We start from the raw sequence: 13,386 nt of genomic DNA, 5'->3' as shown, positions 1-13,386 counted from the left end.
AGTCACTCCGACTCGTCGAATTCGAGTTCGCGGTCCGACGCCCCGCCCTCGATGTCCTCCAGTTCCGAGAGCACGGCACCGCCCTCGTCCATCTCCGCCAGCGTCGCCTCGATGTCGTCGAGGCCGAGCAGCTTGCCGGTCTCCTCGTCGAACTCCAGACTGTCGAGTCTGGCACCGTCCGTCGCGACGTCGCTGCCCGTGAGGTGTTTGCCGTAGCGGCCGAGCATCGAGGACAGTTCCTGGGGGAGGACGAACGTCGTCGACTCGCCCTGACCGATGGACTCCAGCGTCTCCATCCCCTTGTCGATGACTGCGCGCTCGCCCATCGACTCGGCGGACTTCGCCCGAAGCACGGTCGACACCGCGTCGCCCTGCGCCTCCAGGATCTGGCTCTGCTTCTCGCCCTGCGCGCGGATGATGTTGGACTGCTTCTCTCCCTCGGCGCGCTCGACCGCACTGCGGCGTTCGCCCTGCGCTTCCAGGATCATCGCGCGGCGTCGGCGCTCGGCGGAGGTCTGTTCCTCCATCGCGTCGACGACGCCCGCGCTGGGCATCACCTCCTGGACCTCGACGCTCTCGACGCGGACGCCCCAGTCGTCGGTCGGCCGGTCTATCTCCTCGCGGATGCGGGCGTTTATCTCCTCGCGGCGGCTCAGCGTCGCGTCCAGGTCCATGTCGCCGATGACGGCGCGCAGCGTCGTCTGGCCGAGGTTGGCGACGGCGCGCTCGTGGTCCTCGACCTCGAGATACGCCTTCTTCGCGTCCATCACCCGGACGTAGAGGACGGCGTCGGCGGTGACCGGCGAGTTGTCGCGCGTGATGGCCTCCTGGCGCGGCACGTCCAGCATCCGTGTTCGCATGTCGAAGGTGTGCGTGCGGCTGACGAACGGCGGGACGAAGTGGAGCCCGGGGCCGAGAAGTTTCCGGTACTCGCCGAACACCGTCAGCGCGCGCTTCTCCGTCGCGTCGACGATCTCGACCGCGCTGTTCACCGCCGCGGCGACGACCGCGAGCGCGAGCAGGCCTGCCATCGTCACGGCGTCGAGGAACGGGAGGGCGAGGACGAAGAGGACCGCCAGCGTCAGGGCGAGGAGGGCCTTCCCCGCGCTCACGCCCCGGGAGAGCTTGCCCAGGACGTAGAAGGGATGCTCCATGCTCGTACCAAGATTCACCAGTTGCTTAACGTTTTCCGCGTTCCGGCGGAACCTCGGTCGATGACCGACTTCGGTAGGGTTTTGGGCGCGGTCGTCCATCGCGGAGGTATGACGGAGTATCCGCCCATCAGCGAGCAACTCGACGACGCGGAGAGCGCTCGCACCGAGGGCCACCGGAAGATGGACTGGGCGCGCGAGCACATGCCGATACTGACCGCCGTCGGCGAGGAGTTCGAGGACGACCAGCCCCTCGACGGCCAGCGCATCGGGATGGCGATGCACGTCGAGGCGAAGACGGCCGTGCTCGTCGAGACGCTCGCGGACGGCGGGGCGGAAGTGGCGGTCACCGGCTGCAACCCGCTCTCGACGCACGACGACGTGAGCGCCGCGCTGGACGAACACCCGAACATCACCTCCTACGCTAAGCGCGGCGTGGACGAGGAGGAGTACTACGCCGCCATCGAGGCGGTCATCGACCTCGAACCGACCGTCACCGTCGACGACGGCATGGACCTCGTCGCCGCCATCCATGAGGACTACCCCGAACTCATCGACTCCATCGTCGGCGGCTGCGAGGAGACGACGACGGGCGTCCACCGCCTGCGCGCCATGGACGAGGACGGCGCGCTGGAGTACCCCGTCTTCGCCGTCAACGACACGCCGATGAAGCGCCTGTTCGACAACGTCCACGGCACGGGCGAGTCCTCGCTGGCGTCCATCGCCATGACGACGAACCTCTCGTGGGCCGGCAAGACCGTCGTCGTCGCGGGCTACGGCTACTGCGGCAAGGGCGTCGCCAAGAAGGCGGCCGGCCAGAACGCCAACGTCGTCGTCACCGAGGTCGAACCTCGGCGCGCGCTCGAAGCCCACATGGAGGGCTACGACGTCAAGCCGATGGCCGAGGCGGCCGAGGAGGGCGACGTGTTCCTCACGACGACCGGCAACCGCGACGTCATCACACGCGAGCACTTCGAGAAGATGGACGACGGCGTCCTGCTCGCCAACGCCGGCCACTTCGACGTGGAGGTCAACCTCGACCAGCTCTCGGACCTCGCCGTCGCCGAGCGCGAGGCCCGGGAGGGCGTTCGCGAGTACGAGATGGAGGACGGACGGCGGCTCAACGTCATCGCAGAGGGTCGGCTCGTCAATCTCGCCGCACCCGTCGCACTCGGCCACCCCGTCGAGGTGATGGACCAGAGCTTCGGCGTGCAGGCCGCCTGCGTCCGCGAGATGGTCGAGAACGGCGAGGCGTACGACGCGGGCGTCCACGACGTGCCCGACGACCTCGACCGCGAGATAGCCGAGATAAAGCTGGACGCCGAGGGCGTCGAGTTCGACGAACTGACCGACGAGCAGGCCGAGTACATGGACAGCTGGCAGCACGGGACGTGAAGACGCCCCGGCGAGTCGCCTGAGCGAGGCGGTTCTCCGTCCCCCTTTTTTGTCGCGGCGTGCGTACACCCGGCCATGGGACTGCTCGACGGACTCCGCGAGGTGCTCGGGATGCGCGCCGAGGCCGACGCGGGACGGGACGCCGACCCCGAGGACCTGTTCGGGATGAGTACCGCGTACGTGACGATGGAGGCCGACCTGGGCTACGAACCGGTCGGGGAGGCCGCGCTCTGTTTCTCCGAAGTCGACAGCACGGGCTTCCAGGACGCGGTCGAGGAGGTCCACGCCATCCTCGAAGCGGGCGAGGAGGAGACGGGGACGAAAACCCACACCCACCAGGACAGCCACGGCTACTCGTGGGTCGTGCTGGAGGACGACGACTTCGAGGACCTCGTCACCAGCCTCCACTTCGCCGCCGACACCTTCGTCGAGGAGGGGTACGGCTCGCGCCTGCTCGCGGTGCTGTTCGCGTTCCGGAAGCGCGGCGGTTCGAAGGGTCGTCGAAAGGACGGCGACTACGTCTACTGGATTTACTCGTTCCGTCGCGGCGCGTACTACCCCTTCGCCCCTCAATCCGGCAACGAACGCGACGAGGCGGCGGAGTTCAAACTGGAGAGCAATCTGGACGGCGAACTCGAACTGGAGCAGGACAAGGAGTACTGGTACCCGCTTTGGCCCGACCGCGCCGGCACCCATCCGTGGGAGTAGTTCGCACTATCGACGCTCTTCCCCTCTAAAGTTTGCCATCTCGTTCAGACCGCCCCCGTTTCGTCTGGCAGTTTCACTTTCACATTGGTGTTAACGGAGGTTTATATGACGGAGGGCACAAGGTGGGGATACGATGGCAGACGTAGACCTCGAAGAACTGCCGGGCGTCGGCCCGGCGACGGCCGAGAAACTCCGAGACGCAGGATTCGAGTCCTTCCAGAGCCTCGCAGTCGCGAGCCCGGGCGAACTCAGCAACACCGCGGACGTCGGCGACAGCACCGCCTCCGACATCATCCAGGGTGCGCGAGAGCAGGCCGACATCGGCGGTTTCGAGACCGGCTCGCAGGTGCTCGAACGCCGCGAGCGCATCGGGAAGCTCAAGTGGAAGATCGACGAGGTGGACGAGATGCTCGGCGGCGGCGTCGAGACCCAGTCCATCACCGAGGTGTACGGCGAGTTCGGGGCCGGCAAGTCCCAGGTCACCCACCAGCTCGTCGTGAACGTCCAGCTTCCGCCCGAGCAGGGCGGCCTCGGCGGTAGCGCGATGTTCATCGACAGCGAGGACACGTTCCGCCCCGAGCGCATCGACGACATGGTCCGGGGACTCCCCAACGAGGCGCTCCAGGCCGCGATGGACGACCGAGAAATCGAGGGCAGCCCGGACGACGACGAGGCGATGGAGGAACTCGTCCAGGACTTCCTCGACAAGATTCACGTCGCGAAGGCGTTCAACTCCAACCACCAGATGCTGCTGGCCGAGAAGGCCCAGGAACTCGCCAACGAACACGAGGAGAGCGAGTGGCCCATCCGACTGCTCTGCGTGGACAGCCTCACCGCTCACTTCCGCGCCGAGTACGTCGGCCGTGGCGAACTCGCCGAGCGTCAGCAGAAGCTCAACCGCCACCTCCACGACCTCGACAAGGTCGGCAACCTGTACAACGCCGCCGTCGTCGTCACGAACCAGGTCGCTTCGAATCCCGACTCGTTCTTCGGCGACCCGACGCAACCCATCGGCGGGAACATCCTCGGGCACAAGTCCACCTTCCGGATGTACCTCAGGAAGTCCAAGGGCGACAAGCGTATCGTCCGCCTCGTGGACGCACCGAACCTCGCCGACGGCGAGGCGGTCATGCGCGTCCAGGACGAAGGGCTGAAGCCAGAGTAAGCGCCCTCGTCCGGCGGACGACGATTTCGACGGAAACCCCCGACGGTGACCGAGGGGCGCGAGCAGTTTCTCACTAATTCTATCGACGAGACGACCACGACGAGCGGCGCGCGGTCCCCGCCGCGGCGTCGTACGATTCTCATGAATTTGGAATTCGCACACAATACTATGGGCGTCGGTGCCGAACGTTCGACCGAGGGAAGTACGATGAGCGACAACGTGACTGCCGACGTAACGATAGACTCCCGCGGGGCGACCTGCCCCGGACCGATGATGGACCTCATCGGCAAGGTGAAGTCCGTCGACCCCGGTACGGTGCTCGAACTACAGACGGAGGAGGAGGGTTCGACGACGGACGTGCCGGAGTGGACCGAGACGGCGAACCACGAACTGCTCGACGTCGTCGACCGCGGCGACTACTGGAGCATCTACGTGAGGAAAGCATGACCCGCATCGTGGTCGTCGGGGGTGGAACCGGCGGCACCATCGTCGCCAACCGTCTCGCCGAGAAGCTGGACCCGGAGATAGCGTCGGACGACGTGACGGTGACGCTCGTCACCGACGACCCGAAACACACGTACAAACCGCTGTTCCTCTACGTCGCGTTCGGCAAGCGCGAACCGGAGCAGGCCCGCCGACCGGTGGACGAACTGCTCGACGACCGCGTCGACCTGAAGGTCGACCGCGTCGTCGACGTCGACACCGACGAGAAGCACGTCGAACGGGCCGACGGCAAGGTGCTCCCGTACGACCACCTCGTGCTCGCGACCGGCGCGAAGGTCGTGCCCGAGGAGACACCGGGACTGAAGGAGGGCGGACACCACTTCTACGGTGCCGAGGGTGCCGAGGCGCTGCGGGACGAACTGGCCGACTTCGAGGAGGGACACCTCGTCCTCAGCGTCGTCGGAACGCCGCACATGTGCCCCGCCGCGCCGCTGGAGTTCGTGTTCATGGTCGACGACTGGTTGCGCGAGCGGGGCCGCCGGGCGGACGTCGACATCACCTACACGTACCCCATCGGACGGGCGCACGGCCTCGAAGCCATCGCCGACTGGGCGACGCCGCGGCTGGAGGAGCGCGACATCGCGATAGAGACGTTCTTCAACGCGACCGAAGTCGACCCCGAGGAGCGGGTCGTCTCGACGGTCGAGGGAACGGAACTGTCGTACGACCTGCTGGTCGCCATCCCGCCCCACCGCGCGGACGACCTCGCCGTCGACGCCGGACTGACCGAGGACGGGTGGGTGGACGTTGACAACGAGACGCTGGAAGCGGCGAGCGCCGAGGACGTGTACGTCATCGGCGACGCGGCCGAGGTGCCGACGAGCAAGGCCGGGAGCGTCGCTCACTTCGAGGCCGGCGTGGTCGCGGACCGCCTCGCCAGCCGGGTGCGCGGACGGACGCCGACCGCGCGCTACGACGGCAAGACCGTCTGTTTCATCGAGACGGGGATGGACGAGGCGACCTTCGTCGAGTTCTCGTACGGCGAACAGCCCGCCCTGCCCGACCCGTCGCGGTTCATCCACTGGGCCAAGCTCTCGTACAACGAGTCGTACTGGCTGACAGCCAAGGGGATACTCTGAGGTGGTTTCGATGTCGGAACCCACGGGCGAGACCCCCAAGACGCTCGAGGACGCGGTCGCGGAGAACCCCGAGGCGGTCGCCGACTTCGTCCGTCGGCTCGACCTCGTGAACGAACTGCTGGACGCGACCGAACTCGCCGTCGCCGCGGCCGACGACGAGATGGTCAGCGGCGTCGCCGCCACGTCGGCGTCGCTCGCGGAAGCCGCCGACGGGCTCGCGACCCGCGAGACAGCGCAACTATCCGCGGCCGTCGGCGAGAACGGCGACGACCTCGCGAGCGCGCTGGAGACCGTCGTAGAACTCGAGCGGTCCGGCGCACTCGACGAACTCGCCGCGGTGGCGGACGTGCTCCCGCTGCTCTCCGGTGCACTGGACGACGAGATGGTTGCGTCGCTCGCCCGGACCGGCGGTCGACTGGGCGAGGTCGCGGACGCGGCCGGTGAACCGGAGACGGCCCGGGGGGCGGAGACGCTGCTCGACGCGGTCGGCGAGGTCGGCCGGCGCGACGACCCGCCGGAACCCGTCGGCCCCGCCGGTCTCGTTCGCGCGATGGGCGACCCGGAGGTGAAGCGGGGGCTCGGCGTCGTCCTCGCGATGGTCCGAAGTCTCGGGGAGAGCGCGGGCGCGCAGGAAAAATAAGAGAGGAGAGAGAGCGTCAGTCCTCGGTCGTCGTCTGGTCGAGGTCCTTCTCGCCCTCGTAGATCTCCGCGCCGTCCTGGACGATCTTCTCGGCGAGCACGGCGCACTTTATCCGCATCGGGCTGATGTCGACGCCGAGCATGTCGATGACGTCGTCGCGGTCCATCTCCTCGACCTCCCCCAGGGTCTTTCCGGGGAGTCGCTCGGAGAGCATGCTGGCGCTGGCCTGGCTGATGGCGCAACCGTCGCCGCGGAACGCGACGCGTTCGATGGTCTCGTCGTCGTCCGCGAGGGTCACGTCGAACTCCAGTTCGTCGCCACAGGAGGGATTGTGACCGAGGTGGGAGAAGGTCGGTTCGTCCAGTTCTCCGTAGTTTCGCGGATTCTTGTAGTGGTCGAGAATCTGCTGCCGATACATGTCCGAACCCATGCTCATACTGTCTGCGGATAGGCGTGTGCGGCGTAAAAGGATTCCGACGGTTCGGGTCGAGCGCCGGCGTCGTCTGCAAACGCGAAACGCCGCTGGGGCGGCGTGCGCGGTGAACGACGGAGGGGGAAGCGCTTAAACCGCCGTGGGTTTTAGGTCGTCGCATGAAACACGTGACGATTCCGCAGGACCGTATTGGCGTTCTCATCGGGGAGGGTGGTGAGACGATGCGAAAGATCGAGAGCCAGGCGGAGGTGCGCCTCGACATCGACTCCGACGACGGTTCGGTTCGAATCGACCAGACCGGGGACCCGGTTCGCGGGCTGAAAGCGCCCGAGATAGTGAAAGCCATCGGGCGCGGATTCGCGCCCGACGTGGCGCTCACCCTCCTGGAGGACGAGATGATGATGTTCGACGTCGTCGACATCGACGCTGTCGCCCGGAACAAGAACGACCTCCAGCGTCACAAGGGGCGGCTCATCGGCGAGAACGGTCGTACTCGCGAACTGATGGAGGAACTGACCGGCGCGGACGTCGTCATCTACGGCACGACGCTCGGCGTCATCGGCAACCCCAAGCAGGTCGACGCAGTCCGGAGCGCCGCCGAGATGATACTCGACGGTGCGCCCCACGGCGCGGTGTACTCGTTCCTCGAACGCAAGCGCAACGAGATGAAACGCCAGGGGATGGAGTTCCACCAGTTCCCCGGCTGACGGTCGCACCGGCCACGACTCCTTTTTCCACCCGGCCTTCTGCGAAGTCTCCGGTAGACGGCGACTCCCGGCGAATCAGTGCAGGGCGTCGCGGAGGTCGCCGGCGACGTCGTCGAGGACTTCGTGACCGCCGGCGACGTCCATCGGCTCCTCGACCATGTTGACGACGCCGTGAATGAGGTCGTCGTAGTGCCTGCGAGTGACGGGAGTGCCGTCGGCGTCGAGGGCGTCGGCGTACGCGCGGCCCTCGTCGCGGAGCGGGTCGAAACCGCAGGTGACGACCGTGGCGGGCGGGAGGTCGGCATGGCTCTCGGCCTCAATGGGACCGAGGTAGGGGTTGGCCGTGTGCACCCACGAGGGAACGTAGTGGTCGCTGAAGTACGCCATCTCGTCGGCGGTGAGAAAGTAGCCTTCGGCGTTCTCCGCTCGCGAGGGGTAGTCGTCGCCGCGGAAGTCGACGGCGGGGTACAGGAGCGCCTGGTAGGCCAGGTCCGGGCTGTCGCGGTCGCGGGCGGCGAGCGCGACGACTGTGGCGAGCGTTCCGCCCGCGGAGTCCCCGGCGACGGCGAGGCTGTCGGAATCGCCGTCGACCTCGGCTGCGTGCTCGGCGACCCACTCGGTCGCGGCGTACGCGTCCTCGACGGGTGCGGGGAACGGATGTTCGGGCGCGAGACGGTAGTCGACGGACACGACGACGGCGTCGACGGCGTTCGTGAGGATGCGGCAGGGCGCGTCGTGGCCGTCGAGGTCGCCGAGGACGAACCCGCCGCCGTGGAAGAAGACGACGACGGGGTGAGGACCGTCGCCCTCGGGCGTGTAGATGCGCACCGGAATCTCGCCGGCCGGCCCGGGTATCGTACGGTCCTCGACAGCGCCGACCGCCTCGACGGGCTCCTCGGTCGTGAACGCCTCCGACATCAGCTCTCGTGCCTCCTCGGGGTCGAGGTCGCTGACGTCCGGCAAGTCCATCGACTCCATCGCGGCGAGAACGGCTCGCACGTCCTCGCTCGGTTGGTCTGCCATGAATGGGAGGACGCGAGTGAGCCCGAAAAAGGTTGAACTCCGGTCGCTCGAGTCGGACCGCGACCGCGAGTCTCGGACGGTAGTGAGGGGCCTCCGAGACGGGGCGGGCGGCGATACCAGCGTATAAACCCCGCCCTGTTACTCTGTGCCAAGACGGTCTTCCACAGGTTTGCTCCGTGTCCGCATACGTCCAAGAAAAGCTTTATATAGAATCACAATCAATCCTTGAGACGACTATGTCACAGCAGCCAATGGGTAACCAGCCGCTGATCGTGCTCTCGGAGGACAGCCAGCGAACCTCCGGACGCGACGCCCAGTCGATGAACATCACCGCCGGAAAGGCGGTCGCCGAGTCCGTGCGCACCACGCTCGGCCCGAAGGGAATGGACAAGATGCTCGTCGACTCGACGGGCGACGTCGTCGTCACGAACGACGGCGTGACCATCCTCAAGGAGATGGACATCGAGCATCCGGCGGCCAACATGGTCGTCGAGGTCGCCGAGACCCAGGAGAACGAGGTCGGCGACGGCACCACGAGCGCCGTCGTCGTCGCTGGCGAGCTCCTCCAGAAGGCCGAGGACCTCCTCGAACAGGACATCCACGCGACCACGCTCGCGCAGGGGTACCGCCAGGCCGCGGAGAAGGCCAAGGAGGTCCTCGAGGACGCCGCCATCGACGTACAGCCCGAGGACACCGAGCAGCTCGAGAAGATCGCCTCCACGGCGATGACCGGCAAGGGCGCGGAGAACGCCAAGGGCCACCTCTCGGAGCTCGTCGTCCGCGCCGTCCAGAGCGTCGCCGACAACGGTGACGTCGACACGGACAACATCAAGGTCGAGAAGGTCGTCGGCGGCACCATCGACGAGTCCGAGCTCGTCGAGGGCGTCATCGTCGACAAGGAGCGCGTCCACGACAACATGCCGTACTTCGCCGAGGACGCCAACGTCGCTCTCCTCGACGACGCGCTCGAGATTCAGGAGACCGAAATCGACGCCGAGGTCAACGTCACCGACCCCGACCAGCTCCAGCAGTTCCTCGACCAGGAAGAAGAGCAGCTCCGCGAGATGGTCGACGCGCTGGACGAGGCCGGTGCCGACGCCGTCTTCGTGGACGGCGGCATCGACGACATGGCCCAGCACTTCCTCGCCGAGAAGGGCATCATCGCGGTCCGTCGCGCGAAGTCCGACGACATGGAGAAGCTGGCCCGTTCGACCGGTGCGACCCTCGTCAGCAACGTCAGCGACATCGAGGAGGACGACCTCGGCTTCGCCGGCTCCGTCGCCCAGAAGGACGTCGGCGGCGACCAGCGCATCTTCGTCGAGGACGTCGAGGAGGCCAAGTCCGTCAGCCTCATCCTCCGCGGCGGCACCGAACACGTCGTCGACGAGGTCGAACGCGCCATCGAGGACTCGCTCGGCGTCGTGCGCGTCACGCTGGAGGACGGCAAGGTCCTGCCCGGCGGCGGCGCGCCCGAGACGGAGCTCGCACTCGCACTCCGCGACTACGCCGACAGCGTCGGCGGCCGCGAGCAGCTGGCCGTCGAAGCGTTCGCGGACACCCTCGAGGTCATCCCGCGCACGCTCGCCGAGAACGCCGGTCTCGACCCCATCGACTCGCTGGTCGACCTGCGGAGCCAGCACGACGGCGGCGACGACCGCGCCGGTCTCGACGCCTACACCGGTGAAATCGTCGACATGGAGGACGACGGCGTCGTGGAGCCGCTTCGCGTGAAGACCCAGGCCGTCGAGAGCGCGACCGAGGCCGCGGTCATGCTGCTGCGCATCGACGACGTCATCGCTGCCGGCGACCTGAAAGGCGGTCAGGTCGACTCGGACGACGACGACATGGGCGGCGGCCCCGGCGGCCCCGGTGCCGGCGGCCCCGGCGGTATGGGCGGCGGCATGGGCGGCATGGGCGGTATGGGTGGCATGGGCGGCGCGATGTAAATTCCGGCGTAGGAGGAATTTCATCGCTCGGCCCCGACGAACCGCTCTCCGTCTCACGACGCAGACGTACTACGACGGATTCTCGATTTTTCTTCGACCACCAGCGACGCGTCGAACCCGGACCGAACTACGCTTCCGGAACGTTTGCCAAACGCGTCGCGAGTTCGAGGTACGGTTCGACGACGCCCCCGCCGTCAGTGAGGGTGACCGCGTCGCCACCTTGCTCGCGGGTGACGAGGCCCGCGTCGACCAGTTTCGGGACGTGTCTGTGGTGCAGTTCCGCGTACACGCGTTCGACGTCGTCTTCGCTTGCGGCGACGTTCCGGGCGAGTCGCGTCAGCGAGACGGAAGCGTCGCGCTCCAGTAACTGTCTGAGGACGTGCCGTCGACGAGGACTGGCCAGCGTCGAGAAGAGGACGGACGGTACCGGCGTCCCGACGGGTTCGGAGTTCTCTGACATGTGTGTGCTGGCAGACCGATCCGGAACTCGGATGGTGGCACGAGCGCGCCGCGGTCCGCTCGATTCTGTGTTCAGATCCTCGTATATTAAGTTTAACGGGCTAGTAAAGAATTTTTATGATGGTTCGGGGAGGAATAGACGCCGCGCGAAACCGCGAGCGGTCTACTCTTCGAGTTTCAGGTCGAACTGCTCGTGCTCGCTGGCGGCGTTCAGGACGACGCTGGTGTTGCTCTCTTTCACGTCGGGGTCGACGAGCAGCTGCTTGATCTGTTCGTTCATCCCGTCCGTGTCGGTGAACTTCCCGATTGCGATGATGTCGTAGTCGCCCGTCACCTCGTAGACGCTTATCATCTGGTCGTGGTCGCGGAGCCGGTCGGTCACCTCGGGGAGCGCGTTCCCCTCGACCTTCAGCTGGACGACCGCGGTCACGTCGTATCCGAGTTCGTCGTAGTCGACCTTCGGCGTGTACCCCTGGATAACTCCCTGCTCTTCGAGGTCGTTCAGGTGGTTCGAGACGGTCGTCACCGAGACGTCGAGCTCTTCCGCGAGGCTTCGCAGGCTCGCGCGTCCGTCGCCGAGCAGTTCGTTGACCAGTTTCGCATCGAGATTTTCGTACGTCATTACACTCACCAATCCACTCCACCCTTTAGAATTTAACGAATATCCAATTCTGGGAGCTTATTGCACAATTGCCCAACCGGTACCGTTTTAATGGTGGATGTATTTGCGTTGGCTGTAGATAAGGATGACAGACGGAAATATTGCCACTACCAAAGAAGAGGGGCTATCGAGTGAAGAACAGGAAGTGCTCGACGAGATAGAGAGCGAAAACGTCGATTTCGTCCGCCTCCAGTTCACCGACATCACGGGGACCGTGAAGAACGTCAGCGTCCCCGCTCACCAGGTCGAGAAGGCGTTCGACGAGGGCATCTGGTTCGACGGGTCCAGCATCGAGGGCTTCGTCCGCATCCAGGAGAGCGACATGCGTCTCGAACCGGACCCGTCCACGTTCACCGTTCTCCCGTGGCGCTCGGACGGCGACACCGCGAGCGCGCGCCTTATCTGCGACGTGGTCAACACCGACGGGACGCCGTTCGCGGGCGGCCCCCGCCAGGTGTTGAAGAGCGTCCTCGCCGACGTCGAGGAGATGGGGTACACCGTCAGCATCGGCCCCGAACCCGAGTTCTTCCTCTTCGAGAAGGACGAGGAGGGGAACGCGACGACAGACCCCCACGACACGGGCGGCTACTTCGACCTCGCGCCGAAGGACCTCGCGTCGGACGTGCGCCGCGAGATCATCTTCACGCTCGAAGAGATGGGCTTCGAGATAGAGGCCAGCCACCACGAGGTCGCCGACGGCCAGCACGAGATCAACTTCAAGTACGACGATGCGCTCTCGGCCGCCGACAACATCGCCACGTTCCGCGCCGTCGTCCGCGCCGTCGCCGAACAGAACGACATCCACGCGACCTTCATGCCCAAGCCTATCGGCGAGATAAACGGTTCGGGCATGCACAGCCACATCAGCCTCTTCGACGACGAGGGTAACGCCTTCGCCGACGACGACGACGAGTTCAACCTCAGCGAGACGGCGTACCACTTCATGGGCGGCATCCTCGAACACGCCCAGGCGTTCACCGCGGTCACAAACCCGACCGTCAACTCCTACAAGCGCCTCGTTCCCGGCTACGAAGCGCCGGTGTACGTCGCGTGGAGCGACGTGAACCGCTCGGCGCTCATCCGCGTCCCCGACGCCGCGGGCACGAGTTCGCGCTTCGAGATTCGCAGCCCCGACCCCTCGTGTAACCCCTACCTCGCGCTGGCGGCCATCATCCAGGCCGGCCTTGACGGCATGGAGAACGAGATCGACCCCGGCGACCCCGTCCGCGAGGACATCTACGAGTTCGACGAGGCCAAACTCGACGACTACGGCATCACCACCCTGCCGGACAGCCTCGGTCACGCCGTCGACGCGCTCGAAGAGGACGAGGTCGTCCGCGAGGGCCTCGGCGAGCACGTCACCGAGAAGTTCGTGAAGGCCAAGCGCGCCGACTGGGCCGACTACCGCACCCACGTCTCCCCGTGGGAGAAGGAGAAGTACCTCGAGAAGTTCTGACCGACGCGCGGTCGACAGGTCTTTCGGCGCTCTCTTTCTCTCGCGGTTCTCCTGCCCCG

The 13,386-nt window shown here is 66.3% G+C and carries 14 protein-coding genes; 9 read left to right on the top strand and 5 right to left on the bottom strand.

What is annotated here, in order from left to right:
* Positions 1-2 precede the first annotated feature (2 nt).
* Positions 3-1,031 (bottom strand): SPFH domain-containing protein, encoded by a 1,029-nt coding sequence (locus tag ACRYA2_RS08635; RefSeq protein ID WP_433627104.1) that lies wholly within the window; start codon positions 1,029-1,031, stop codon positions 3-5.
* A 231-nt stretch (positions 1,032-1,262) separates the two neighbouring features.
* Here ACRYA2_RS08635 and ACRYA2_RS08630 point away from each other — a divergent pair, with 231 nt between their 5' ends.
* The 6 genes from ACRYA2_RS08630 to ACRYA2_RS08605 all read left to right on the top strand — a co-directional run bounded on the left by ACRYA2_RS08630 (position 1,263) and on the right by ACRYA2_RS08605 (position 6,642).
* Positions 1,263-2,546: an adenosylhomocysteinase gene (locus ACRYA2_RS08630; RefSeq protein WP_433626549.1), complete on the top strand. Its 1,284-nt coding sequence runs from the start codon at positions 1,263-1,265 to the stop codon at positions 2,544-2,546.
* A gap of 75 nt (positions 2,547-2,621) precedes the next feature.
* Entirely contained in the window at positions 2,622-3,254 is a 633-nt protein-coding gene (gene pspAB / locus ACRYA2_RS08625) for a PspA-associated protein PspAB (protein ID WP_433626546.1), read from the top strand.
* Between the two features lie 133 nt (positions 3,255-3,387).
* Entirely contained in the window at positions 3,388-4,419 is a 1,032-nt protein-coding gene (gene radA / locus ACRYA2_RS08620) for a DNA repair and recombination protein RadA (RefSeq protein WP_433626543.1), read from the top strand.
* A gap of 207 nt (positions 4,420-4,626) precedes the next feature.
* Positions 4,627-4,866 carry a sulfurtransferase TusA family protein gene (locus ACRYA2_RS08615; RefSeq protein WP_433626540.1) on the top strand — a complete coding sequence of 80 codons (240 nt, stop codon included), beginning with the start codon at positions 4,627-4,629 and terminating at the stop codon, positions 4,864-4,866.
* Entirely contained in the window at positions 4,863-6,002 is a 1,140-nt protein-coding gene (locus ACRYA2_RS08610; protein WP_433626537.1) for an NAD(P)/FAD-dependent oxidoreductase, read from the top strand. The genes ACRYA2_RS08615 and ACRYA2_RS08610 overlap by 4 nt, the downstream gene beginning before the upstream one ends.
* A gap of 10 nt (positions 6,003-6,012) precedes the next feature.
* Positions 6,013-6,642 carry a helical membrane plugin domain-containing protein gene (locus ACRYA2_RS08605; protein ID WP_433626534.1) on the top strand — a complete coding sequence of 210 codons (630 nt, stop codon included), beginning with the start codon at positions 6,013-6,015 and terminating at the stop codon, positions 6,640-6,642.
* Between the two features lie 16 nt (positions 6,643-6,658).
* Here ACRYA2_RS08605 and ACRYA2_RS08600 read toward each other — a convergent pair whose 3' ends face one another.
* A complete protein-coding gene (locus ACRYA2_RS08600) occupies positions 6,659-7,078 on the bottom strand; it encodes an iron-sulfur cluster assembly scaffold protein (RefSeq protein WP_433626531.1) in 420 nt (139 codons plus the stop codon).
* Positions 7,079-7,233: 155 nt separating this feature from the next.
* Between ACRYA2_RS08600 and ACRYA2_RS08595 the strand changes: the two genes are divergently transcribed.
* Entirely contained in the window at positions 7,234-7,782 is a 549-nt protein-coding gene (locus tag ACRYA2_RS08595; RefSeq protein WP_433626529.1) for a KH domain-containing protein, read from the top strand.
* Between the two features lie 75 nt (positions 7,783-7,857).
* On the opposite strand, the gene ACRYA2_RS08590 is transcribed toward ACRYA2_RS08595, so the two are convergent.
* On the bottom strand, positions 7,858-8,805 hold the full coding sequence (locus tag ACRYA2_RS08590; RefSeq protein WP_433626526.1) for an alpha/beta hydrolase: 948 nt from the start codon (positions 8,803-8,805) through the stop codon (positions 7,858-7,860).
* A 251-nt stretch (positions 8,806-9,056) separates the two neighbouring features.
* Here ACRYA2_RS08590 and thsA point away from each other — a divergent pair, with 251 nt between their 5' ends.
* Positions 9,057-10,751 (top strand): thermosome subunit alpha, encoded by a 1,695-nt coding sequence (gene thsA, locus ACRYA2_RS08585; protein ID WP_433627102.1) that lies wholly within the window; start codon positions 9,057-9,059, stop codon positions 10,749-10,751.
* 127 nt (positions 10,752-10,878) lie between these two features.
* On the opposite strand, the gene ACRYA2_RS08580 is transcribed toward thsA, so the two are convergent.
* Together ACRYA2_RS08580 and lrp are read right to left on the bottom strand one after the other, a co-directional pair.
* Positions 10,879-11,211 carry a winged helix-turn-helix domain-containing protein gene (locus ACRYA2_RS08580; RefSeq protein WP_433626524.1) on the bottom strand — a complete coding sequence of 111 codons (333 nt, stop codon included), beginning with the start codon at positions 11,209-11,211 and terminating at the stop codon, positions 10,879-10,881.
* Positions 11,212-11,373: 162 nt separating this feature from the next.
* Positions 11,374-11,832 carry an HTH-type transcriptional regulator Lrp gene (gene lrp, locus ACRYA2_RS08575; RefSeq protein ID WP_113274832.1) on the bottom strand — a complete coding sequence of 153 codons (459 nt, stop codon included), beginning with the start codon at positions 11,830-11,832 and terminating at the stop codon, positions 11,374-11,376.
* Between the two features lie 124 nt (positions 11,833-11,956).
* Between lrp and glnA the strand changes: the two genes are divergently transcribed.
* Entirely contained in the window at positions 11,957-13,327 is a 1,371-nt protein-coding gene (gene glnA / locus ACRYA2_RS08570) for a type I glutamate--ammonia ligase (protein WP_433626521.1), read from the top strand.
* Positions 13,328-13,386 lie beyond the last annotated feature (59 nt).

Source organism: Halomicrococcus pelagicus (assembly GCF_050954125.1).
This window is presented reverse-complemented; position numbering and strand designations above follow the sequence as displayed.